General features: G+C 50.6%; 17 protein-coding genes and 4 tRNA genes. 5 read left to right on the top strand and 16 right to left on the bottom strand.

All coding sequences use genetic code 11. From position 1 onward, the window contains the following. Positions 1-40: 40 nt before the first annotated feature. The 15 genes from rpoC to birA all read right to left on the bottom strand — a co-directional run bounded on the left by rpoC (position 41) and on the right by birA (position 15,570). Entirely contained in the window at positions 41-4,252 is a 4,212-nt protein-coding gene (gene rpoC / locus K7B67_RS18540) for a DNA-directed RNA polymerase subunit beta' (RefSeq protein WP_252177352.1), read from the bottom strand. 64 nt (positions 4,253-4,316) lie between these two features. Beyond that, positions 4,317-8,393, bottom strand: coding sequence for a DNA-directed RNA polymerase subunit beta (rpoB, locus tag K7B67_RS18545; RefSeq protein WP_252177353.1), 4,077 nt, complete (start codon positions 8,391-8,393; stop codon positions 4,317-4,319). A 409-nt stretch (positions 8,394-8,802) separates the two neighbouring features. Beyond that, positions 8,803-9,180: a 50S ribosomal protein L7/L12 gene (gene rplL / locus K7B67_RS18550; protein ID WP_252177354.1), complete on the bottom strand. Its 378-nt coding sequence runs from the start codon at positions 9,178-9,180 to the stop codon at positions 8,803-8,805. A 111-nt stretch (positions 9,181-9,291) separates the two neighbouring features. Continuing rightward, a complete protein-coding gene (gene rplJ, locus K7B67_RS18555; RefSeq protein WP_252177355.1) occupies positions 9,292-9,822 on the bottom strand; it encodes a 50S ribosomal protein L10 in 531 nt (176 codons plus the stop codon). A gap of 375 nt (positions 9,823-10,197) precedes the next feature. Further along, a complete protein-coding gene (rplA, locus tag K7B67_RS18560) occupies positions 10,198-10,893 on the bottom strand; it encodes a 50S ribosomal protein L1 (RefSeq protein ID WP_252177356.1) in 696 nt (231 codons plus the stop codon). Continuing rightward, on the bottom strand, positions 10,893-11,327 hold the full coding sequence (rplK, locus tag K7B67_RS18565) for a 50S ribosomal protein L11 (protein ID WP_252177357.1): 435 nt from the start codon (positions 11,325-11,327) through the stop codon (positions 10,893-10,895). The genes rplA and rplK overlap by 1 nt, the downstream gene beginning before the upstream one ends. Positions 11,328-11,461: 134 nt before the next feature. Continuing rightward, positions 11,462-11,995, bottom strand: a complete 534-nt coding sequence (gene nusG / locus K7B67_RS18570; RefSeq protein ID WP_252177358.1) for a transcription termination/antitermination protein NusG — start codon at positions 11,993-11,995, stop codon at positions 11,462-11,464. A gap of 9 nt (positions 11,996-12,004) precedes the next feature. Beyond that, a complete protein-coding gene (gene secE, locus K7B67_RS18575) occupies positions 12,005-12,376 on the bottom strand; it encodes a preprotein translocase subunit SecE (protein WP_252177359.1) in 372 nt (123 codons plus the stop codon). 57 nt (positions 12,377-12,433) lie between these two features. Further along, a tRNA-Trp gene (locus K7B67_RS18580) sits at positions 12,434-12,509 on the bottom strand. Positions 12,510-12,659: 150 nt separating this feature from the next. Next, positions 12,660-12,735, bottom strand: a tRNA-Thr gene (locus K7B67_RS18585). A gap of 17 nt (positions 12,736-12,752) precedes the next feature. Beyond that, positions 12,753-12,826: transfer RNA gene (locus K7B67_RS18590), tRNA-Gly, on the bottom strand. 70 nt (positions 12,827-12,896) lie between these two features. After that, positions 12,897-12,980: transfer RNA gene (locus K7B67_RS18595), tRNA-Tyr, on the bottom strand. Between the two features lie 109 nt (positions 12,981-13,089). After that, positions 13,090-13,788, bottom strand: coding sequence for a hypothetical protein (locus K7B67_RS18600; protein WP_252177360.1), 699 nt, complete (start codon positions 13,786-13,788; stop codon positions 13,090-13,092). A gap of 70 nt (positions 13,789-13,858) precedes the next feature. After that, a complete protein-coding gene (locus K7B67_RS18605; protein ID WP_252177361.1) occupies positions 13,859-14,599 on the bottom strand; it encodes a type III pantothenate kinase in 741 nt (246 codons plus the stop codon). An 8-nt stretch (positions 14,600-14,607) separates the two neighbouring features. Further along, entirely contained in the window at positions 14,608-15,570 is a 963-nt protein-coding gene (gene birA, locus K7B67_RS18610) for a bifunctional biotin--[acetyl-CoA-carboxylase] ligase/biotin operon repressor BirA (protein ID WP_252177362.1), read from the bottom strand. Positions 15,571-15,735: 165 nt separating this feature from the next. On the opposite strand from birA, the gene K7B67_RS18615 reads away from it, so the two are divergent. The 5 genes from K7B67_RS18615 to K7B67_RS18635 all read left to right on the top strand — a co-directional run bounded on the left by K7B67_RS18615 (position 15,736) and on the right by K7B67_RS18635 (position 22,368). Continuing rightward, entirely contained in the window at positions 15,736-16,950 is a 1,215-nt protein-coding gene (locus K7B67_RS18615; RefSeq protein ID WP_252177363.1) for a hypothetical protein, read from the top strand. Positions 16,951-17,040: 90 nt separating this feature from the next. Further along, the gene (locus tag K7B67_RS18620; protein WP_252177364.1) at positions 17,041-18,303 is read left to right on the top strand and encodes a hypothetical protein; all 1,263 of its coding nucleotides are present in this window, start codon (positions 17,041-17,043) and stop codon (positions 18,301-18,303) included. Between the two features lie 444 nt (positions 18,304-18,747). Next, a complete protein-coding gene (locus tag K7B67_RS18625) occupies positions 18,748-19,704 on the top strand; it encodes a hypothetical protein (RefSeq protein ID WP_252177365.1) in 957 nt (318 codons plus the stop codon). Between the two features lie 138 nt (positions 19,705-19,842). Continuing rightward, entirely contained in the window at positions 19,843-21,138 is a 1,296-nt protein-coding gene (locus tag K7B67_RS18630; protein WP_252177366.1) for a hypothetical protein, read from the top strand. A 132-nt stretch (positions 21,139-21,270) separates the two neighbouring features. Then, positions 21,271-22,368 (top strand): histidinol-phosphate transaminase, encoded by a 1,098-nt coding sequence (locus K7B67_RS18635; RefSeq protein WP_252177367.1) that lies wholly within the window; start codon positions 21,271-21,273, stop codon positions 22,366-22,368. Here the strand turns inward: K7B67_RS18635 and K7B67_RS18640 are convergent. Continuing rightward, positions 22,319-25,684 carry a hypothetical protein gene (locus tag K7B67_RS18640; protein ID WP_252177368.1) on the bottom strand — a complete coding sequence of 1,122 codons (3,366 nt, stop codon included), beginning with the start codon at positions 25,682-25,684 and terminating at the stop codon, positions 22,319-22,321. The two genes, K7B67_RS18635 and K7B67_RS18640, sit on opposite strands and share 50 nt — an antisense overlap. Between the last annotated feature and the right edge of the window lie 87 nt (positions 25,685-25,771).

Here is a 25,771-nt window from a genome sequence, read left to right on the forward strand (position 1 = left end):
TCATTTAGCTCACTGTATAAAAACAGGCATCAGCCTATCGTTACACCTCGCCGAAATTAAGAGCTTCAGACAGAGCCGCTTCAACTTCAGAAGCAGATACCTTGCTCGGTACTTCAAACTCTGGCTCTTCACGACCCTTACGACGTTCTTCGTGATAAGTCAGACCGGTACCCGCAGGAATCAGGCGACCTACAACCACGTTCTCCTTCAGACCACGCAGGTAATCACGCTTACCGGTCACGGCTGCTTCGGTCAGTACTCTTGTGGTTTCCTGGAAGGAAGCCGCAGAGATAAAGGACTCAGTAGCCAGGGAAGCCTTGGTGATACCCAGCAGTACGCGATCGTACTTGGCAAGGATCTGATCCTGATCGCTGAGCTTCTCGTTCTCTTCCAGAACCGTAGTCAGTTCCAACTGGTCACCACGGATCAGTGAAGAATCACCGGTGTCGGTCACTTCCACCTTACGCAGCATCTGACGCAAGATGGTTTCGATGTGCTTGTCGTTAATCTTAACGCCCTGCAGACGGTATACGTCCTGGATTTCGTTAACGATGTAACGGGCCAGCTCACCGACACCCAGCAGACGCAGAATGTCGTGGGGGTTAGTAGGACCGTCAGAAATAACTTCACCCTTGGTAACCTGTTCACCTTCGAACACGTTCAGGTGACGCCACTTCGGAATCAGCTCTTCATATGGATCGCTGCCATCGTTCGGGGTGATAACCAGACGCTTCTTGCCCTTGGTCTCTTTACCGAAGCCGATGGTACCGGTGATTTCCGCAAGAATAGAATGCTCTTTAGGCTTACGGGCTTCAAACAGGTCAGCCACCCGTGGCAGACCACCGGTGATGTCCTTGTTACCGCCGGACTGCTGCGGAATACGGGCAACGACGTCACCGATTTCTACGGTAGTGCCGTCGGCCAGGTTCACCAGCGCGTTGGCAGGCAGGAAGTACTGGGCCGCTACGTCGGTATTAGGCAGCTTCAGTTCCTTGCCGTTGGCATCCAGCAGCTGGATCGCAGGACGAATATCCTTACCAGCAGAAGGACGATCCTTCGGATCAAGAACTTCGATGTTGGACAGACCCGTCAGCTCATCGGTCTGAGTCTTGACGGTAATGCCTTCTTCCATACCCAGGAACTTAACCGTGCCCGACAGTTCGGTCACGATGGGGTGAGTGTGGGGATCCCACTTGGCCACGATCTGACCGGCTTCTACGTCAACACCGTCCTTAACCGACAGCACCGCACCGTAGGGCAGCTTGTAACGCTCACGCTCACGACCGAATTCGTCAGCAATAGCCAACTGGCCGGAACGACTGACCGCTACCAAAGAGCCGTCTTTACGTTCAACGTGTTTCAGGTTCAGCAGACGGGCAGTACCCTTGTTCTTAACGGAGATATTGTCCTGTGCAGAAGCACGGGAGGCAGCACCACCGATGTGGAAGGTACGCATGGTCAGCTGGGTACCGGGCTCACCGATAGACTGAGCAGCAATAACCCCCACGGCTTCACCTTTGTTAACCAGGTGTCCGCGACCCAGGTCACGACCGTAACACTTGGCACAAATACCGTAGCGGGTTTCACAGGTGATCGGAGAACGAACCTTGACTTCGTCAACGTTCAAGATTTCCAGACGCTTAACCCAGGCTTCGTCGATCAGGGTACCGGCAGGTACCGCAATTTCATTCTCGGCACCCGGTTTGAGTACGTCTTCAGCCACCACACGACCCAGGATACGCTCACCCAGAGGTTCAACCACTTCACCCCCTTCAATGTGCGGGGTCATCTGCAGGCCACGTACTGTGCCACAGTCGTCTTCAGTCACCACCAGGTCCTGGGCAACGTCTACCAGACGACGGGTCAGGTAACCGGAGTTCGCTGTTTTCAAAGCGGTATCCGCCAGACCTTTACGAGCACCGTGAGTGGAAATGAAGTACTGCAGTACGTTCAGACCTTCACGGAAGTTCGCAGTAATAGGCGTTTCGATGATGGAGCCGTCTGGCTTGGCCATCAGACCACGCATACCGGCCAGCTGACGAATCTGTGCGGCACTACCACGGGCACCGGAGTCGGCCATCATGTAAACGCTGTTGAAGGATTCCTGCTCTTCCTCTTTACCCTGACGGTTGGTCACGGTGTCGGACTTCAGGTTGTCCATCATGCGCTTGGCCAGCAGCTCGTTAGCACGAGACCAGATATCGATCACCTTGTTGTACTTCTCACCCTGGGTCACCAGACCGGAAGCAAACTGGTTTTCAATTTCACGCACTTCTTCGTTAGCGTCATCAATAATACGGCTCTTGTCGCCCGGAATAACGAAGTCGTTAACACCGATGGAAGAACCGGAGATGGTCGCGTAATGGAAGCCCATGTACAGCATCTGGTCAGCAAAGACAACGGTTTCTTTCAGACCCACGTTGCGGTAGCAGGTATTCAGCAGACGGGAGATCGCCTTTTTCTTCATGGTCTGGTTGACCAGTTCGAAAGGCAGGCCTTCCGGCACGATTTCCCAAAGCAGGATACGACCAATGGTGGTATCGGCGAGGAACGCATTGCTGTGTTCTACGCCATCGTCGTCTTTGTATTTTTCAGCAACACGTACCTTGATGCGGGCATGAAGGTCAGCATGACCGGTACGATAGGCACGCAGGGCTTCGTTGACGTCAACAAAAGCCATGCCTTCACCCTTGGCGTTAATACGGTCACGGGTGATGTAGTACAGACCCAGTACCACGTCCTGGGAAGGTACGATAATAGGTTCGCCACTGGCCGGTGCCAGGATGTTGTTGGTGGACATCATCAGAGCACGGGCTTCGAGCTGGGCTTCCAGGGTCAGAGGTACGTGTACCGCCATCTGGTCACCGTCGAAGTCAGCGTTATAAGCCGCACACACTAGTGGGTGCAGTTGAATCGCCTTACCTTCGATCAGAACCGGTTCAAACGCCTGGATACCAAGACGGTGCAGGGTCGGTGCACGGTTCAGCATCACCGGGTGCTCACGGATAACATCAGCCAGAACGTCCCAAACCTCAGGGGTCTCACGTTCTACCATTTTCTTGGCAGCTTTGATGGTGGTCGCCAGACCTTTGGCTTCCAGCTTGCCGAAGATAAATGGCTTGAACAGTTCCAGAGCCATTTTCTTGGGCAGACCGCACTGATGCAGACGCAGGGTAGGACCTACGGTAATAACAGAACGGCCAGAGTAGTCAACACGCTTACCCAGCAGGTTCTGACGGAAACGACCCTGTTTACCCTTGATCATGTCGGCCAGGGATTTCAGAGGACGTTTGTTGGAACCGGTGATAGCACGACCGCGACGACCGTTATCCAGCAGTGCGTCTACCGATTCTTGCAGCATACGCTTTTCATTGCGAACAATGATGTCTGGAGCGTTCAGGTCAAGCAGACGCTTCAGACGGTTGTTACGGTTGATGACACGACGGTACAGGTCATTCAGGTCAGAGGTCGCAAAACGACCACCGTCCAGCGGTACCAGGGGACGCAGGTCGGGCGGCAGAACCGGCAGAACAGTCAGAATCATCCACTCAGGGTTGTTCCCTGACTTGTGGAATGCTTCCAGCAGTTTCAGACGCTTGCTTAGTTTTTTCAGCTTGGTTTCAGAATTGGTCTGCGGAATTTCTTCACGCAGCATGTCCACTTCTTCACCCAGCTCGATGTCTGCCAGCAGAGCCTTGATGGCTTCAGCACCCATACGGGCATCAAAGTCGTCACCAAACTCTTCCAGGGCTTCGTAGTACTGCTCATCGTTGAGCAGCTGGTTTTTGTCCAGGGTCGTCATACCCGGATCAATGACGACGTAAGACTCAAAGTACAGTACCCGCTCGATATCACGCAGGGTCATGTCCAGTAACAGACCGATACGGGATGGCAGGGATTTCAGGAACCAGATGTGAGCAACCGGGCTGGCCAGCTCAATGTGACCCATGCGGTCACGACGAACTTTCGCCAGGGCGACTTCTACGCCACATTTTTCACAGATAACACCGCGGTGCTTGAGACGCTTGTACTTACCGCACAGGCACTCGTAGTCCTTCACCGGGCCAAAGATCTTGGCACAGAAAAGGCCGTCACGCTCAGGCTTGAACGTACGGTAGTTGATTGTTTCCGGCTTTTTAACTTCACCGTAAGACCAGGAACGTACCATTTCTGGGGAAGCCAGACCGATACGAATCGAGTCAAACTCTTCGGTCTGGCCCTGAGTCTTGAGTAGATTCAATAAGTCTTTCAAGATCGCATCTCCTCGATCCATCCGCTGGCCGGGTTATACCCGACCATTGGATTTCACGTATTCGTTATTCGGTGTCCAGCTCAATGTCGATACCCAGAGAGCGAATCTCTTTCAACAGTACGTTGAAGGATTCGGGCATCCCGGCTTCCATTCGATGATCACCATCGACAATGTTCTTATACATCTTGGTACGGCCGGTTACATCATCAGACTTAACCGTCAGCATTTCCTGCAGGGTGTAGGCAGCACCATAAGCTTCCAGTGCCCATACCTCCATCTCACCGAAACGCTGACCACCGAACTGGGCCTTACCACCCAGCGGCTGCTGGGTAACCAGAGAGTAAGAGCCTGTGGAACGCGCGTGCATTTTATCATCAACCAAGTGGTTGAGCTTCAGCATGTACATGTAGCCCACAGTCACAGGACGGTCGAAGGCATCGCCAGTACGGCCATCGTGCAGTCTTACCTGACCAGTGTCGCTCAGGTCTGCCAGACGCAGCAGCTCCTTCACTTCAGATTCTTTGGCGCCATCGAATACCGAAGTCGCCATAGGTACACCGCCGCGCAGGTTGTGGGCCAGTTCCATGACTTCTTCGTCAGTGAACTTGTCCAGTTCCTCAACACGTCCGCCACCGACTCCGTTGTAGACCTGATCCAGGAATCCACGGATTTCAGCGACTTTTTTCTGGGACTCGATCATACGGTTGATCTTGTGACCCAGACCCCGTGCCGCAGCACCCAGGTGAGTTTCCAGCACCTGACCGACGTTCATCCGGGACGGTACACCCAGGGGGTTCAGTACGATGTCAACGGGGTTACCTTCTTCATCGTAGGGCATGTCTTCGACAGGCATAATGATGGAGATAACACCTTTGTTACCGTGACGACCCGCCATCTTGTCACCGGGCTGGATACGACGTTTGATCGCCAGGTAAACCTTGACGATTTTCAGGACGCCAGGCGCCATGTCGTCACCGGTCTGCAGCTTTTTCTTCTTGTCTTCGAAGCGCTCGTCGAGCTGTGCACGACGTTCTTTCAGCTGTTCTTTAGCCAGGTCCAGCTGTTCGTTCAGAGCTTCGTCAGACATGGACAGACGGAACCACTGTTCGTGTTCCAGACCATTGAGGAACTCGTCAGTGATGGTGTTGCCCTTGCTCAGGCCAGGACCACGGTCAACAGGCTGACCACGCAGAGCTACGCGCAGACGGTCGAAGGTATCTTCCTCAACGATACGGAACTCTTCGTTCAAGTCCTTACGGTATTCGTCCAGAGCCGCCTTTTCGATGCTCTGGGCACGGCTGTCTTTTTCGACGCCGTCGCGGGTGAATACCTGTACGTCGATGACGGTACCCTTGACAGAAGTCGGTACCCGCAGCGAAGTATCCTTAACGTCGGACGCCTTCTCACCAAAGATCGCACGCAGCAGTTTTTCTTCCGGAGTCAGCTGGGTTTCACCTTTCGGGGTGACCTTACCCACCAGAATGTCGCCAGCACCGACTTCAGCACCGACATGAACAATACCGGCTTCATCCAGTTTGTTCAGTGCCGACTCACCGACGTTAGGAATGTCAGAAGTGATTTCTTCTGGCCCCAGCTTGGTGTCACGAGCCACACAGGTCAGTTCCTGAATGTGAATCGTGGTGAAGCGGTCTTCCTGTACAACGCGTTCGGAGATGAGGATGGAGTCCTCAAAGTTGTAACCGTTCCAGGGCATGAACGCTACGCGCATGTTCTGACCCAGGGCCAGTTCACCCATATCTACGGACGGGCCGTCAGCCAGGATATCGCCACGGGCAATGATCTCACCGGCGCGAACCAGGGAACGCTGGTTGATACAGGTGTTCTGGTTAGAGCGGGTGTACTTGGTCAGGTTGTAGATATCGACCCCGGCTTCACCAGGTTGCAGTTCGTCGTTATTGACACGAACAACAATCTTGGCGGCATCAACGGTATCAATTACACCACCACGCTGAGCAACAACACAAACACCGGAGTCAGACGCTACGTTACGCTCCATGCCGGTGCCTACCAGGGGCTTGTCGGCACGCAGGGTTGGCACGGCCTGACGTTGCATGTTCGATCCCATCAGGGCACGGTTGGCATCGTCGTGCTCGAGGAACGGAATAAGCGATGCCGCAACGGAAACCACCTGCTTGGTTGAAACGTCCATGTACTGGACTTTTTCAGGACCCATCAGGGTAAATTCGTTGCGGTGACGAACGTTAACCAGCTCTTCCGTCAGGTTTTTGCTGTCGTCCATCTTGGCAGAAGCCTGGGCGATAACGTACTCACCTTCTTCGATGGCAGACAGATAATCGATCTCGTCCGTTACTTTGCCATCCACAACCTTGCGGTAGGGTGACTCCAGGAAACCATAGTCGTTAGTACGGGCATAGGTCGCCAGGGAGTTGATCAGACCGATGTTCGGACCTTCAGGCGTTTCGATAGGACATACACGACCGTAATGAGTCGGGTGTACGTCCCGAACTTCAAAACCAGCACGTTCACGGGTCAAACCACCCGGACCCAGTGCAGATACACGACGCTTATGAGTTACCTCGGACAGCGGGTTGTTCTGGTCCATAAACTGGGACAGCTGGCTGGAACCGAAGAATTCCTTGATGGCCGCTGCCACTGGTTTGGCATTGATCAGATCCTGAGGCATCAGGCCTTCAGACTCTGCCAGGCTCAGACGTTCCTTAACGGCACGTTCAACACGAACCAGACCGACACGGAACTGGTTTTCAGCCATTTCACCAACAGAACGGACACGACGGTTACCCAGGTGGTCGATGTCGTCGCAGATACCCTGACCATTACGGATGTCCACCAGTGTCTTCAGAACATCAACGATGTCGGCGTTATCCAGAACACCGGAACCGACGTCTTCTTCACGACCCAGACGACGGTTGAATTTCATACGACCTACCGCAGAGAGGTCATAACGCTCTGCAGAGAAGAACAGATTGCCAAACAGGGTTTCTGCTGCTTCCTGGGTCGGTGGCTCGCCGGGACGCATCATGCGGTAGATTTCTACCAAAGCTTCCAGACGGTTTGTCGTGGTGTCAGTGCGCAGGGTATCGGAGATGTATGAACCGCAATCCAGTTCATTGATGTACAGGGTTTCGACCTGTTTGATACCGGCTGTCAGCAGCTTTTCGTAAATTTCCGGGGTGATTTCAGTGTTGCAGTCAACAATGATTTCACCGGTGGCAGAGTCAACAACGGTCTTGGCCAGAACCTTTCCGTAAATGTACTCAACCGGTGCTTCCAGCTGTTCAATTTTGGCTTTTTCCAGCTGACGGATGTGACGTGCGGTTACACGACGCCCCTGCTCAACCAGAACGTTGCCTTCACCATCTTTGATGTCAAAGCTTGCCGCTTCACCACGCAGGTTCTTGGCGTCAAACTTGGTGCTGACATTGTCAGAACCGATGTTGAAGTCTACAAAACTGAAGAACTTGTTAAGGATCTCTTCGTTACTCATGCCCAGGGCACGCAGAAGGATCGTAGCAGGCAGCTTACGACGACGGTCGATACGCACATACAGCATGTCCTTCGGATCGAACTCGAAGTCCAGCCATGAGCCACGGTAAGGAATAACACGGGCAGAGTACAGCAGCTTACCTGAAGAGTGTGTCTTACCACGGTCGTGGTCGAAGAATACCCCAGGGGAACGATGAAGCTGAGATACGATGACACGCTCAGTACCATTGATTACAAAGGTACCGTTCTCAGTCATGAGCGGAATTTCGCCCATGTACACTTCCTGTTCCTTGATATCCTTAATTGCCTTGTTGGCAGAGTCTTTGTCATAAATAATCAGGCGCACTTTTACCCGCAGAGGTACTGCGTAAGTGACACCACGAAGTTGACATTCCTTGACATCAAACGCAGGAGTACCGAGCCTGTAGCTCACGTATTCCAGCGCCGCATTTCCAGAATAACTAACGATTGGAAATACGGATTTGAATGCAGCATGAAGACCTATGTCCTCACGTGCGGTCGGCTCTTTTCCGGACTGCAGCAGCTTGTGATAAGAATCAAGCTGAATCGCCAGAAGATAAGGCACATTCATGACATGCGGCAGTTTGCCGAAGTCTTTGCGGATGCGTTTTTTCTCTGTATACGAGTATGCCATCAGCGTTCCCCAGCTTGGTCACCTGTTACTGGCTTCAGACCGTCTGGTCTGGCCATCTAGGTTTATTGAGGGCGGGTGGCCCCCTTTTGTTACCCAATTAAAAAACGGTGATTTCAACCGTTACCGTTGCATGAGCTTTAGCGTCCAGAACGAAAGTCAGGCTTTCATCCACTATCTGCCAATGACACTGCAACTTTCTCAGATTGAAGGAGATTGACTTCTTCGGTAAAACACAGTCTGCCTGTGCTTTAACCCATCTGGACTCCATCAATTAATTGAACCATCGAACACTGCCATCCAGCATGGAACGATATAGCTCATACAACGGAAAAAGGCCGGTGTCATAAAGGCACCAGCCCCCTGAGTCTATTATGCAATAGGCTCTGGATATTTCAACGCTGTCGTAGAATTACTTAACTTCTACGGAAGCGCCAGCTTCTTCCAGCTGTTTCTTCAGGTCTTCAGCTTCTTCTTTGCTCACGCCTTCTTTCAGAGGAGCAGGAGCGCTGTCTACAACAGCTTTAGCTTCTTTCAGACCCAGGCCAGTCGCGCCGCGAACAACCTTGATTACGTTTACTTTCTTGTCGCCAGCAGAAGTCAGAATTACGTCGAATTCAGTCTGTTCAGCAGCAGCAGCGCCAGCATCGCCAGCGGCAGCAGGAGCAGCAGCAACTGCAGCAGCAGCAGAAACGCCGAACTTCTCTTCCATAGCTTCAACCAGCTCAACAACGTCCATTACGGACATTTCAGCGATTGCATTCAGGATATCTTCTTTAGACAGAGCCATTGTATGTCTCCAAAAATCTTTTTGGGGGTAAAACCCCGGAATTCATTAAATAAGAAAAAAATACCAGCCAGCAGGCACTGCGCACATTCAGGGCGGCACCTGCCAAAGGGCTTATGCGGCTTTCTTCTTCTCGTCGGCAACAGCTGCCATTACACGTGTAATGCTGCCTGGGAACTCGTTCAGAGTTCTTGCCAGCTTGGTTACAGGTGCAATCATTACACTCATCAGCATCGCGCGAGCCTGGTCCAGAGTAGGCATCTTGGCCAGAACATCGATTTGTTCTGCAGCCAGAAGCTGTCCAGAGATGGACAGAGCCTTAACTTCCAGAGCATCGTTCTCTTTAGCGAAGTCCTTGATCAGACGCGCTGCCGCGCCTGGGTCTTCCTGAGAGAAGGCCAGCACAGTTGGACCAACCAGAGAGTCTTGCAGGCACTCGAAATCGGTACCTTCAACAGCGCGCCTGGCCAGGGTGTTACGTACCACCTTCAGGTATACGTTACCTTCACGAGCCTGCTTACGCAGTTGCGTCATCTGGTCAACCGTGAGACCACGGTAGTCCGCGATTACAGCCGACAGAGCGCTTTGTGCAGCCTCGCTGACTTCGGCGACAATCGCCTTCTTGTCTTCGAGTCCTAACGCCATTGGCTTTACTCCAAATTATGAAGTTAACACCCGGCTATTCAGCGACTGAGTAGCCGGGCAGTTACAATACGGTGAAGGGTTAATAGCAAAACACTGAAACAGTCTTTTGTATTGCTCACCGTCTACGCAGGAAATTAAGCGTTGATCTTTTTGTCAGGCCTCCTGGCCCAACCCTGATTAAACAGGCACAGATCTTCGCACCTACGATCTTTGACGGCCTCCGAAAAACGGAGACCCCAAAGTCTTTCGGATCCTGTAGATATCCTGCCTACAGTTTCCGCTATTCATTAACCAGCTCAAGACTGTTACCAGCTCAAGGCTGTTACCAGCTCAAGGCTATCAGCTCAGAGCTGGTTATCAGCAAAACTGTGAATATCAGATATTCAGAGAGCTCATGTCGATAGTCAGACCCGGTCCCATAGTGGAGGACAGAGTCACTTTCTTCATGTAAACACCCTTGCTGGAAGAAGGCTTCAGCTTCTTCAGTTCAACCAGCAGTGCTTCAGCGTTCTCTTGCAGAGAGCCCGCTTCAAAATCGATCTTGCCGATACCCGCGTGGATGATACCGTTCTTGTCAGTACGGAAACGTACCTGACCGGCTTTAGCGTTTTTAACCGCTTCAGCAACGTTTGGAGTAACAGTACCCACTTTAGGGTTAGGCATCAGGCCACGTGGACCCAAAATCTGGCCCAGCTGACCGACAACGCGCATCGCATCCGGAGAAGCGATAACCACGTCAAAGTTCATTTCGCCAGCTTTAACCTGAGCAGCCAGGTCATCCATACCCACGATGTCCGCACCGGCTTCTTTAGCCGCTTCAGCGTTAGCGCCCTGTGTGAACACAGCAACACGAACGTCTTTACCCGTACCGGCAGGCAGAACGGTAGAACCACGAACAACCTGATCGGATTTACGGGGATCCACACCCAGGTTCACAGCAATCTCAACAGATTCCTTGAACTTAACGCTGGATACTTCTTTCAGGACGCTGGCTGCTTCTTCAAAGGAGTAAGCCTTTTCAGCAACAACCTTCTCAGCAATCATTTTGGCGCGTTTGGTCATCTTAGCCATTATTCCACACCCTCCACGTTGACACCCATGGAACGAGCGGAACCAGCGATGGTGCGGATTGCCGCATCTTCGTCTGCTGCGGTCAGATCAGGTTCCTTGATTTTGGCTACTTCCAGCAGCTGCTCACGAGTCGCAGTGCCCACTTTTTCAGTGTTTGGACGACCGGAACCTTTCTTCAGCTTCAGAACTTTCTTCAGCAGAACGGATGCAGGGGGAGTTTTGGTCTCAAAGGTGAAACTACGGTCGCCGTAAACGGTAATGATTACCGGAATAGGCATACCCGCGTCCATCTCTTGAGTCTTGGCGTTGAACGCCTTACAGAACTCCATGATGTTCACACCATGCTGACCCAGTGCAGGACCAACGGGTGGTGAAGGGTTAGCCTTACCTGCAGGAACCTGCAGTTTGATGTAAGCTTCGACTTTCTTAGCCATATCAACCTCAACAGTGGGTCACTGCCTCAACAGCTGTTCAGCGGTTTCAGCTACCCGTTCTGGGCTTGCGCCCTTCAGATAAAAACCCTGCACTGCTTGCACAGTACAGGGTCTTGAATTTTTTTAAAGAAAGATCAGACTTTCTCGACCTGGGCAAATTCCAGCTCAACCGGTGTAGAGCGACCGAAGATCATTACCGCAACATGCAGACGACTCTTCTCGTAGTTCACTTCTTCCACCACGCCATTGAAGTCCGCAAACGGCCCATCAACAACCCGAACCATCTCACCAGGCTCGAACAACGTTTTCGGACGAGGCTTCTCAACGCCTTCCTGAACACGCTGCAATATGGCATCAGCCTCTTTTTCGGTAATGGGTGCAGGCTTGTCCGCCGTGCCACCAATAAAGCCCATTACCCGAGGTGTATCTTTGATAAGATGCCAGCTATCTTCATTCATTTCCATCTGGACTAATACATATCCAGGGAAGAATTTACGCTCACTTTTGCGCTTCTGGCCGTTTTTGATTTCAACCACTTCTTCGGTAGGCACCAGAATCTCTCCGAAGAGATCCTCCATACCATGAAGCTTTACGCGCTCAATCAGCGAACGCATGACCTGCTTTTCATAGCCGGAGTAGGCATGAACCACATACCAACGTTTCGCCATTTTGTATCCCTATCCAATCAGACTGCTGATGATCCAGCCTAGCAGAGAATCAAGCGCCCATAAAATGAGCCCCATAATCACAACCACCGCTACAACAATCAGCGTGGTCTGAACAGTTTCCTGACGAGTCGGCCAGACTACTTTTCGAATCTCAACCTTAGCTTCTTTGACTAACGTCCAAAAAGCATCACCTTTCACGGTTTGAAGCGCAACAAACCCGGCCACCACTGCCAGAACCACTAAGGCTAATGCTCTGTAGAGAACAGAGTATTCACCAAAATAAACATTGCCACCAACACCAGCAGCCAGCAGAACTGCCACCAGACCCCACATAAGGCCATCCAGTCGTCCTTTAGGTGCTACTTCAGGTTTTCCACTCATCGGTTATCTCTATTCGGAAAAGCTTTGCCAGAACAAAGCACTGACATAATCTGGAAATGGCAGGCCAGGAGGGAATCGAACCCCCAACCCCCGGTTTTGGAGACCGGTGCTCTACCAATTGAACTACTGGCCTGTATCTTTGAGCAGTCTTTTGACACCTACCCTGATACAAGGACCGACCAATTATAATCGACCCCAATCAAGCTGAAAAGTCTTATTCTTTTTTAAACCTCTTTATCAGAGGTAAAGAACAGGAAGGACACTCATTCCTAACCTGATCGTATGGAGCTCTTGAGCAGATTTGAACTGCCGACCTCACCCTTACCAAGGGTGCGCTCTACCAACTGAGCTACAAGAGCACTTTAATCAGAAATAATGGAGCGGGTAGCGGGGATCGAACCCGCATCATCAGCTTGGAAGGCTGAGGTTCTACCATTGAACTATACCCGCAAAGCAGGACCTACATCATGCAGTACGCCCACTTATTCAAGCCAACTTAAAGAAAGAAGACTCAGAAATCTGGTGGTGGGGGCTGGATTCGAACCAGCGAAGCTTTCGCGTCAGATTTACAGTCTGATCCCTTTGGCCGCTCGGGAACCCCACCAAGTGCTGCGCTATTTTATTCAGGAGCTTTTCAATGTCAAGCCTGCTTACCTGCCAGACAAGCTGGAAGCCTGCTTTGTTTGGCTGCCCCCCTGAAGCGCAGGCGTATATTAGTGAATCGCATCGTTGGATGCAACGCTTTTGCAGTTTTTTTCCAGCATTTTCAGGTCACTGTATTGGTTGGCCTGTTTCTCCCAAAAACCAGTGCTTAACTTATTTGCTTCGGACTCCGTCATCTCCAGCCAGAATGTTTCGGGCTCACGGGGCAGCTTTTTAATGGCAGGTTCATAACCCGCTTCCTGTACACGACGACTGACTTCATTCGCCGAAACTTCCTTACTGAATAATCCCAGGGATATGCCATTGGCCAGTTCCCCCTGGGTAATCACAAAACTGTCTATTCCCTGTCTCTGCAAATCCCTTAAAAGCCTTATTGCCGCCTGACGATTACTTCGGGGAGGAATATGGACCCAGTAGTCTGCAAGCACGACCTCATTATCAGAACGCTCCCTGCTCGAAACCCCCAGTGAAAAAAGTTTTTGTTGCAGGCGGTCTGCTTCTGCCGAAAACTCAAAAGGCCCCACGACCAGACACTGAGCCTGAGTATTTTCCTCTAGCGCTTGTGACTCCAGCATTCGCCCGGGCATTTGTGAGGTCACTTCAGAGAGCAACACCAATCTTTTACCTGCCTGAACAAGTACCTCACTGTCGACTTTTACTGCCCGGTAAGACTTATGGGACTGATGATAATAGCCCCAGGCGAAGTAGCCAGCATTGGCAAAGAGAAGTACCAGAACGATCCAGCGCATACTAAAAACCGAATGTTGAAGGCCATGCTCCACGACGAGTATGACCTCCCGTTAATTTGATTATTAAACGCTATTGTCCGCCAGCGGCAATCGAGAGTCCATCCAGAACCAGCTCTTCAATCAAAACCTGCTCTATTTCTTCCTTTAGATGGGTTTGTAACAAAGAGGCATCGCCTCCGGTTAAAAACAATCGGGCTCCCGGCCATTTCAGGCAGGTTTCATTAATCAGAGAGACCGCCATGGCCAGCACGCCATGATTAATACATTCTGAAGTGACGGTTCCCAATGCCATGGCTTCTGCAGGATGCTCAATGTAGTCAAGATTGGCGGTATTGACGGCCAGGGCCTTCTTCATCAAACGGATCCCCGGAACTATAAAGCCGCCTTGATGATTCCCCTGACCATCAACCACATCCACTGTCATCGCCGTACCACAACTGACCACCACTTTGGCACCATGAAGTGTATGAGCCTGTGCCGCCAGCATGGCCAACCACCGGTCTACACCCATTCGCTCTACTTCTTTGTAGATAACCGTGAGCCCGGCAAAGTTTTTTTGAGTTTTGGCAATAAATGGCTCCACACCCGTCGCTTCTGACAAAATGCGCAACAATTGTCCTAGTCTTGTGTTTCCAGAGACCGTTGAAATGGCAACAGAATGAACCGTACCCCATTCTTGCAAAAGCAGGGACAAGATAATCTGCCAGTCAGCATCATTATTAATGAAACCCGATTGAACGGCAGCACCCCCTTCTACCAGGCGCCATTTAAGCCGGGTATTCCCGGCATCCAGCTGCAACTGTCTGTCCATGAGTTCGTTCATGATTGCCGTAATGACACTTCTCCACCATTAAAAACATGAAGGCCTGAAGCCGTTTCAAGCAACAATCCCCCCTGATCATCCACCCCCATGTAGCGCCCTGTTACGGATCGCGTAGAAGCCATTAAGGTAACTTCTTTGCCACGAAAGGCATCGTACTCGCACCATTGTTCCCTGAACAATTTGAAGCCACCCTGCCCAAACCCATCCAGCAAATGAGTCAGCGTATTGATCAACTGTCCTGCAAGGGCGTTGCGACTCACCGTTCTGCCACACACCCGGAAAAGGTCAACAGCAGGCTGACCGATGGACGCCAGCTGTTCATCACTTAAACGAACATTAATGCCTATCCCGATCACCACTTCACACTCACCGGTGGGATCCCCATGGACTTCCAATAACACACCACAGAGTTTTTTACCCTGCCAGAGCACATCGTTGGGCCATTTAAGCGCTAACGCTCTGGCTCCCAAGGTTTCCAGTGCTTTAACAACGCCCAGACCCACAGCAAGACTGAGCCCTTCCAATGAAGCGGTTCCCTCACCACTCTGCCAGAGGGCGGACAGGCTGACGGTTGAACCAAAAGGACTACTCCATTCACGCCCCCTCCGCCCACGCCCTTTTGTCTGATGCTCTGCCAGACAGAAACGGGTGATACCGGCAGGAACCGGTCCCAGGGCACTCACAAGCTCATTGGTTGAATCGGTAATAAAGCAGGTATGGACTTCTGATTGAGTACGAACGTCTGCATCAATACAACGCTCAATCTTTTTATGATCAAGAAGCTCAATGCCACTGCCGATGCGGTAGCCTTTACCTCGCACAGAATCCAGTGCCAGACCAAGCTCTTCAACCGCTTTCAGTTTTTTCCAGACAGCTGCCCGGCTGACCCCAAGCTGCTCACCCAGTTCTTCACCGGAATGGAACTGCCCATCTGCCAACAGGCCCAGTAATTTATCCATCAACCACTCCCAACGACTGAAGGCAAATAATATGCGCTTCATTGCTGGTGCTCAAATCATTCGGATATTCAGCTTGTCTCGGGGCAGTTTGGATACTCTTTTTTTCCAATACCGGGTGAGCAAAAAGCTAAGATGTTAATGGTGAGATACAAGATGTAAGGGCGTATGAACATTGTGAAGAGCCTGACTATTGCCAGTCTGGTTTTCTCACTGGCATTCAACTGTTTACAGACACAGGCACAAACACACGACTATGACCAATTAATAGCTATACCTCCACAATTGATCCACGAAATGGATATTGATCCGAATCAGTTACCGGAAATACCCCCTGCAACTGTCGCTGCTTTACCAGACCATTGTAAACCTCACAGGGTTACGGGAATTTCATTAAATTCAAACGGTACACTGATGGCCGTGGCAATAACTTCCGGCGGAAGCTCGAGCGAATGCCTTGCTTCAGGATTCATGCAAATCTTTGCTATCAGTACCCGGGAGTCTCCCAGACTCCTGTACATTGTACACTCGAAATATTGGGTAGACAGGGTTGCCTTCAACCCCAACGGTACTCGACTGGCCGTCGGGGTGTATGATAGTAATGTCCATATTTTCAAAGGGATGATCCCTTTCACCCACCTGCAAACCCTGCCCGAGGCGAGAGCCGACATAGGCGCCATTGCTTTCAACCCCTTTGGCACTCAGCTGGCAGTCGGGGGGGATGATGTCAGAGTCAGGCTTTATAACGGATCGAGTCTATTCACTCACCAGAAAACCCTGCCCAAATTTTCAGGTTGGGTAACCAGCATTGACTACCATCCCAACGGTATCTGGCTGGCCGTCGCAGCACGCGATGGGATGGTCAAAATTTTTAAAGCGCTGCACCCGTTCACCTTGCTGCGAGTCCTGCTCAATCCATACGGCAGTTTCGAGGCCATTGCCTATAACCCCACCGGCACCCAACTGGTAGCCGGAGGGGAAGGTGGAAAGGTCTGGATTTATAATGGGACGAGCCCATCTGATCCGCTATACAACCTATCCGTACCAGCCAAGGTAACAAACATTGCCTTCAACCCCAAAGGCACCCGGTTGGCAGTCGGGATGGTGAATGGTCAGGTCATGATATTTAGAGGGATGAGCCCATTCCCCCTCCTGCACAACCTGTCTGTCGGGTCGACGGGCATGGCATACAGTCCTGACGGCACTTGGCTGGTAGCCGGGGGATATGATGGCAAAATCAAGATGTATAAGGTGGATATCACAGAGGCTTTTACAGAAACGAGTACAAGAATCGTTACAGAAATACATAATGCTTCAACACTTACAGCCTTTTCCCTGATCACATTATTAACAGCAGCGCTTCAGGGAATGATACTGCAATGATGTTTTTTGGATAAACGTATCTTCTCTCATGACCACACAGTCCCAGGAAATGGTTCGAAGTATTGAAAGCTGGAACCCTGGAGGAAAGTAATGAATATTGGGAAGGGCCTGACCACTGCAAGCCTGATAATCTCACTGACAGTAAGCGGCTTAGAAGCACAGACGCAAACGACAAGCTCAATGCAGCCAACAGAAATACCTCCTCAATTATTCTATGAGATTGAAATAGATCCGAACCTGCCACCGGAAATACCTGCCTCAACACCCACGGCTTCTGCGCCAACACATTGTCCACCTCACAAGGCTTTGAGTGTTGCATGGAATAGAAACAGTACGCTCATAGCGGTAGGAACAGGCTCCGGCTCTGGCGTCAAAAACTGCCTGTTTTCCGGAGCTCTGCAAATCTTTGATATGAGTGAGGGATACCCCAGACTTATCCATGTCGTGCATACAGCAGACTGGGTATGGAGCGTTACTTTCAGCCCCGACGACACTCAGCTGATCACCGGGGGGGATGATGAGACGGTCAATGTTTTTGAAGGGATGAGCCCGTTCAACCATCTGCAAGTTCTGCCCGAAGCGAAAAAAGATGTACGGGCTGTTGCCATTAACGCCAACGGTACCCTGCTAGCCGCCGGGGGTTATGATACAGATGTCAGGCTTTATCTTAGGAACGGGACAAATCTGTACAATATCGTGAAAGTTCTGACTGAGGCGACAGGCTGGGTAGAAGCCCTTGACTTCAACCCTGTCAACGGCCAGCTGGCCGTCGGAGAGGATCGCAGAAAGGTAAGAACTTATAGCGGAACAGAACCTTACACCCGACTGAAAACCCTGTTCCATTCAGCGGGTCAGATATATTCTGTTGCCTACAACCCTAATGGCACCCTGCTGACGTCCGCAGACTCTGTAAAAAAGGTCAGATTTTATAATGGGACGAACCCGGGCGATCCTTTGCTCACCCTATCCCTACCAAGCGAGATATCCAGGATGACCTTCAACCCAGTTGGTACTCAGCTGGCAGTGGGTCAGGAAGATGGCAAGGTTGTTGTTTTTGAGGGAACCAGCCCCTTCTCCCATTTATACACTTTGATGCCTGGAAGGTCGTCATCATTCACACGCAGCATTACAAACACCCTTGCATACAGTCGCGACGGTAAATGGTTAGTAACCGGGAGAGGAAGCATCATGATGTACAGGGTCGATGGTTTACCTTTACCTACAACACAAGCCACTACGACTCACGCCAACACAACTGAAGCGGGTACAGAAATGCATAATGCTTCGGTGCCTGTAGTTCTTTCGCTAGTCACATTATTAACAGCAGCGCTTCAGGGAATGGTACTGCAATGATGTTTTTTGGATGAACCTATCTTCTCTCATAGCCACACAGTCCCAGGAAATGGTTCGAAGTATTGAAAGCTGGAACCCTGGAGGAAAGCAATGAATATTGAGAAGGGTCTGACGACTGCAAGCCTGATAATCTCACTAACGGTAAACTGTCTGGAAGCACAGACGCAAACGACAAGCTCAATGCAGCCAACAGAAATGCTTCCTCAATTATTCTATGAAATTGAAATAGACCCGAACCTGCCACCGGAAATACCTGTTTCAACGCCCACTGCTTCCCCGCCAACACATTGTCAACCCCACAGGGTTTTGAGTGTTGCATGGAATAGAAACAGTACGCTCATAGCGGTAGGAATAGGCTCCGGCTATGGCTTGGAAGGCTGTCCGGTTTCAGGAGCCCTGCAAATCTTTGGCACGAGTGAGGGATACCCCAGACGCATCCATACCGTGCACTCGGCAGACTGGGTATGGAGCGTTACTTTCAGCCCCGACGACACTCAGCTGATCACCGGGGGGGATGATGATACGGTCAATGTTTTTGAAGGGATGAGCCCGTTCAACCATCTGCAAGTTCTGCCCGAAGCGAAAAAAGATATACGAACGGTTGCCATTAACGCCCAAGGCACCCTGCTGGCAGCCGGAGGGTATGATACGGATGTCAGGCTTTACCTTAAAAACAGGACAAATTTGTTTAACCACGTGAAAACCCTGACCAATTCATCAAGCTTTATAGAAGAAATTGACTTCAATCCCATCAACGGACAGATCGCAGTCGGTGAACGTCTACGAAGGGTAAAAACTTACAGCGGGATCAGCCCATATAACCATCTGAAAACCCTGCTAGATTCAGTCACTCAGATATCGGCTATTACCTACAACCCCGACGGCACCCTGCTGACATCCGGGGATGCGGTGAGGCGGGTCAGATTTTATAATGGGACGAACCCGGATAACCCTCTGCGCACCCTGCGCGTACCAGGCCATGGCCAGATATCGAGGATTGCCTTCAACCCAAATGGTACCCGGATGGCAGTTACTCAGAGAGATGGCAAAGTCATTTTTTTTGAGGGAATCGACCCCTTCTCTCACCTGTACACTCTGCCGTCCGCAAGCTCGCAGGAAACTGTAGTCAGCCTTGCATACAGCTGCGACGGCAAATGGTTGGTAACCGGGAGAACGCAAAAAATCATGATGTACAGGGTCGATGGTGTAAGGTTACCTACAACACAAGCCATTACATCAAAAGCAATTACAACGGCAGTCAATACAACAAAAGCGGTTACAGAAACCGATATAGGAAAAAGAATAGAAAATAGTACAAAAGAATATAACTCTTCAACGCTGACAGCTCTTTCGGTCGTCACACTATTAACCGCGTTTCTTCAGGAAATGATATTGCAATGATGTGTTTTGGACGACCGTATAATCGGGCGCAGGATTACACCATCCAAATTAATCAGTCCAGACACTCTCTTTTACAATTCTCAGTGATCAGCAGATTTTTCATCTAGGATACTGGAAGATGATGCTGGAGCAAAGATAATGAACATTGGGAAAAGTCTGACTACTGCAAGTCTGATAATCTCACTGACAGCAAGCTTTACACAGGCTCAAATGACGGGCTCGAATCAGCGAGCAGAAATAATTCCTCGACTATTTTATGAATTTAACATAGATCCAAACCAGCCACAGGCAATACCCACTTCAACACCTACTACCACCCCGCAAGCACATTGTGGACCCCACAGGCCTTTGAGTATTGCATGGAATAAAAACAGTACGCTCATTGCTGTGGGATTAGGATCCGGCGCAGGCTACTCAGGCTGTGCCGATTCAGGAGCCCTGCAAGTCTTTGACATGAGTTCGGGATACCCCAGACTCCTGCGCAACTGGCACGCAACAGACAAGGTAACAAGCGTTACATTCACTCCCGACGGCACTCAACTGATAATCGGAGGGCTTGATGACAAGGTTCGTGTTTTTGAATTGAGTCCCTTCGACGAATTGCAAACTCTCGACGAAGGGGGAAGCGATATAAAAGCTGTTGCCATTAACTCCAACGGCACCCTGCTGGCAGCCGGGGGAGATGATACAAATGTCAGGCTTTATCTTAAAAACAGTACAAATCATTTTAACCACGTGAAAACCCTGTCTGATGCAGGGGGCTATGTAGAAGACGCCGACTTCAACCCCATCAACGGCCAGCTGGCAGTCGGCGAGCGACGTCAAAGTGTAAGAATTTACAAAGGAATCAGCCCGTATGACCACTTGAAAACCTTGCCGGATTCAGGCGGCCGTATATCCGCTGTTGCCTACAACCCCGACGGCACCCTGCTGGCATCCGCGGATGATAAAAGAGAGATCAGGCTTTATAACGGGACAAACCCGGACAGCCCTATACAAAACTTCGCAGTACCGGAACCGATATCGAGCATGACCTTCAACCGAGAAGGCACCCAGTTTCTAGTTGGGTTTAGAAGTGGAAGGATCAATATTTATAAGGGAACCAGGTTGTTAACCCATCAGTACTCTCTGCCGTTAGTAAAGCAAGTCGCGGCAATATACGCCCTTGCATACAGCCCTGACGGCAAATGGCTGCTAGTCGGGAAAGGAGCAAGCATCCTGATTTTCAGTGCCGATGGTTCAAGACTACCTACAGCTCAGGCCAGCACAACTGAAGCGATTACAACAGCAGTCAATATAACAGAAGCCAGTACTGAAACCAGTACTGAAACCAGTACTGAAAGCGGCACAGAAATGGATAATTCTTCGACGCTCACAGCCCTTTCGCTAGTCACACTATTAACAGCGCTTCTTCAGGAAATGATATTGCAATGATGTTTTCGGAAAACCATCTGGTCAATTCAGGCTCACGTCGTGCGGCTCACCAACACTGCTGCTACGATTTCCCTTGGCTTGCTCGTCACGCTCTGCATATACTTGCGCTCTGAAAGAACAGGCAGAAAAGTCATGAGCATTTTCAAATCCCACATTGTCCAAATAGGCGCTTATACACCCCCTCTGGAAGGCCGGGACCCTCATGACCATCTGCTGCTGGACTTTAATGAGCGCACCCTGCCGGTCTGCCCTTCCGTAAAACAGGCGATGATTGATTTCATTCAGGATGATCGCCTGCAGTGCTACCCATCCTATGGGAACATTGCTGCAAAGATTGCCAGCTACTGCGATGTTGAAACGGATCAGGTGATGATCACCAACGGCTCCGACCAGGGTATTGACCTGATCATCCGCTCAGTCTGTCGTGAAGGTGAAGAAGCCATTATTCCCCGCCCCACATTCGCCATGTATCAGCAAGTGGCCAGGGTAGAAAACCTCAACATCGTTGAACCTTCCTATTCCAAAGACCAAGGTTTCCCCAAACAGGTTGTGCTTGATGCTATTTCCGATAAAACCCGGCTGATCGTCATTTCCAATCCCAACAATCCAAGCGGCACCCCTGTCAGCAGGGAAGATATTCTTGACATTGCAGCCGCAGCCGCCAACGCCGCCATTCTGGTGGATGAATGTTATTTTGAATACACGCAGGAAACGGTAGCGGATGTCGTTGAGCAATACCCCAACCTGCTGATTATCCGCACCTTCTCAAAAACCTGGGGATTACCTTCTGTTCGTCTTGGTTACGTCATCAGTCATAGCGAGAATATACGAACACTGCTTAATGTTCGTGGCCCCTACGATGTTAATCAGCTGGCGGTGGTTGCGATTGATGCCGCACTGTCCAACCCGGGCTATACCGAACGGTATGTGAAAGAAGTGATGGAAGTGTCCAAACCCATGTTTGAAGCTTTTCTGAACAGGAAAGGGATTGATTACTGGCCCAGTGTCGCTAACTTTATCTGGATATTCCCAAACAACCCGGATGAGATCGAAAAACACCTCAGGGCTCACCGTATTCTGGTTCGACCAAAAGCCGATGAAAAGGGCAACCTGGGCTTAAGAATTAATCTGGGCAATAAAGCCCAAACGGAGTCTCTTATCGAGACCTTGTCTATTTGCTTCAGTGCCAGGTCATCACCTGACGACTACGCCCCATCAGGTTTAGCTTGATATCGTCTTTGATTTCTCTTGCCCTGCCCCGGATAGCCCGGTTTTGTCGTTTCCAGTCATCACCCGGAAATGCCCGTTTCAGGTTTCTTTCGATCTCGACCGATCCAAGACCTGAACCGGGTCGCATCTGAGCCAGCTCCTGAGAAGCAAGATCAATATTATTGGTAGCGCGATCAGAAAGCCTCAGCATGTTCTCCATCAATGCTTTCATCGCTTCGGGCCTGGAAACTTGCGCCCGGTCCATTCTGCTCTGCAGAGAGAGCAACTGGCTGCGTTTCAGATTCAATCCTCCCCAAAGGAAGTCCCAACCCGCTTCAGAGAAACAACGGGATAAATCCGCTTCTACCTCTGCTGGACTTAACTGGAGGTCAGGTCGAATTTGTACCAGTTCATCAGCAGCCTGCCTGCGACTTTGTGATGCCGCTGGGGATAACTCCCACAAATGATCCATAAGTTGTTTCATTTTGGCCAAATTCGCAATGGGTTGAGCCTTGGTTACCTGCTGCTCAGCTTTGTCAATATTAGCCTGTAGCCTCATATCGACATCGGGACCGCAATACTCATTCCACTCCCGCTCTGTTGGAAACGCCGCGTTAAAATTGGTTTCCTGAATCTCCCTCATTGCCTGATCAATATCTGCATACTGACCTCTGAGTTGTTGAAATGCCTCATAAGCCATTCGACGTGTACTTCTTTGCTCAGCGGTCAGACGCCCCAGACTCTTTATCAGATCACGACACGACACTTGCCCTTTTTTTGGATCGAAGGTATCAAAGCGTTGCTTCAAAGGCTCGACTTCACTGGGTCTTCTCAGCTGATAAGTACCGTCCCAGAGGGAGGGCCACAACTCACGCCCCGGGGCTCTTTCCAAACCTTTGATAATTTCATCTCTGGCAGGCGCACCATTGACGTTTGTGGATAACCAGTCAGCGGCCTCTTCAATACTGTTCTGGCAGTGTTCAGGTAACCTTTCCAGATGGTCAAATACGCCAATCAGATGGCCGTAATGTCGATCACTGGCCAGACAGAGGTTGGTGCCATTGATCTCCCTGTCATAGTGCTCATCACTCACAAACTCTGGAGAGTACGCCTGGACTGAGACACCTTTAAAGTATGACTTGGCTTCATCCGTCGGTGTGCCATCGGGATGGAACATCGGGAACATCTGCCTGTTTTGCGCATCCATTACGATAAATCGCCCGGACGATTTCAGCCTTTGCACAAAGGTGTAATGGCCTGCACCGCCGTTGTTACCTGATTTCAGGACAATGTACCGATCACTATCAAACGCCTGAGCCAATGGCCTTTTGCCAGCACTGGGTTGTCTTTGCTGACCGTTTTTGATGGCTTCGAAAAACTCATCGACACTATTCTGGAATTCATGGTGATGCTGCTTTTCATCAATACCATCAGCCTGAACCCAACCGACAATAGGCGTCGTCTGACTGTTATCAAAGGGAATCTCTATCGGTATTGAAGTGGCGTGAACCTGGTTATACCCCCTGCCTCTGGCAAAATGCTCCAGAGAGTTGGCAAAACCCTGACAATTTGAGTTACCTGCTGCCTGTCTTTTATACAGTTCAGACACCACATTATTAAGGAGTTCAAATTCAACTTCTTCATCGGCTGAAATCAGCGTATGTCTGTAGGGTGTCACTTTATTCAGATCTTCAAGGTGATGGGTTCTTTCATCGCCAACACTTTTTTCATTTATCTGCCGTACGGCTTCAGCTTTATCAATCCGTCCGTACTCGTATTCAAGTTTGATGTCCCGACAGTTATTGCCCCGATCTATATCTGTCTTGATCTGGTTGAATGATTCTGCGTCCAAACCTTGCATATTAAGTAGCAACTGTCGATCCCGCTCCTCCAGATTATGCTTAGCCTCCTCAAAGGAACTGGCATTCCGGTGCTGATTAAACCGCTCACTAAGCACCCGGTCGGGTTGCTGGCGGGATGGCTGTATCTGGTCCCACTGGGCTTTCATGGTCAGGAATTGTTGTTGAGCCTCGTTTATTTCCGGCACAACAGACACTCTGCCCGTCGCTGCAAGTGCATCCGGCAACGTCGTTCGAGGCGCTGGAACCTTCATTTCCGGAACGACAGACGCTCCGCCTGTCGTTACCAGTCCTTTCCTGGCCGCCACGACTATTTTCCCGGAAAACTCACGGATGTACTCCTGCTGAAGAGGGTTTCTGTGCAGAACTCCGTGTGCCAGCTCCTGATCGTTATTTAACAGGTGAACCGCTACTGCAAGATTCTCATCCTTTACATCCCGGTTGAATGCCTTGGCTTTGTTAAAGGCTTCCAGCTGTTCCGGCGTTGCGGTGACGGGTTGCTGAGGGTCAACCGATTCATCGCTCAATGAGCTCTGGCAGGTTTGCCAATCATCGTCATCCGACTCATCGCTGCTGTCCATGGGTTTTGGCGAAGAGTTTCTCAGGTACTCCAGGAAGTCCTCATGATTTCTAAACACAGGTACAAACCCATCGTCATTGTCATCGTCACCGTCATCTATGGCAAACGCTTCGAACGGTAACTTTTGCGCTTGAACCCGAGGATCTGCTTCCTCCCAATTCTGTTGTGCATTTTGAATTTCCCTGGGAGGATTCATCTTGAAATGATCAATCGCTCTGTCCAGCATGCCAAAGTATGGGTCCAGATCATCCGTGTGTGGGGAGGTGAACACTCTTTTTCTGGGTATATCGGTACTTGAATGAAGTAAGGCCACGTTATAGGGCATCTCTTCATCGGGAGCGCGATGCCTTGCACATTGAACCCGGATATCCACTTTCTCGGATTCCATAAAGTCTCTTAAATGGGCTTCCCAGTGCCCTGGGTCTCTCTCTCTAGTGGCCAAACAGAACATTGATACCAGGTTTTCGACAGCTGCCCGTATCTGATCTTCCGGCGCTTTTTTCAGGAGTAACTGAACCAACTCAACCTCAGCCTCATGCAATACCGTCAGACTGGCCTGGTTTATCGCTACAAACTCATCATTCCACTCACTGGCTTTTCTTGGCCTGCCCGGGTCGGTGATGGATACATCTCTTTTTAACAGAGGAGTGGCAGGCCCGATGGGCCTTTGCACTACACGACTGACACCCGCCAGTTCCGGCTTATCCATGAGTTCATTGTCCCGCTCGTAATACATTTTTACGGAACGACAAAAAGCTGTGTATTTATCGGACGGCCCACGAATCCAACCGACTCTTTCTGATGACAACTGTCCCTTATCAAGAGTGGGGTAATGGCCTGCAACATTTTTATCGGATTTAAAGAAAACCAGAAATGATTGAGGAGAAAACGGAACCACTGTGACCTCCTGAGTACAACAAAGCGTTCCCAAAAGATTAGCAAGCAGTAGTTGCGTCATTTATTCGACAGCAGGGAAGGAGCCAGC

Source organism: Endozoicomonas sp. 4G, from assembly GCF_023822025.1.
Lineage (GTDB): Bacteria > Pseudomonadota > Gammaproteobacteria > Pseudomonadales > Endozoicomonadaceae > Endozoicomonas_A.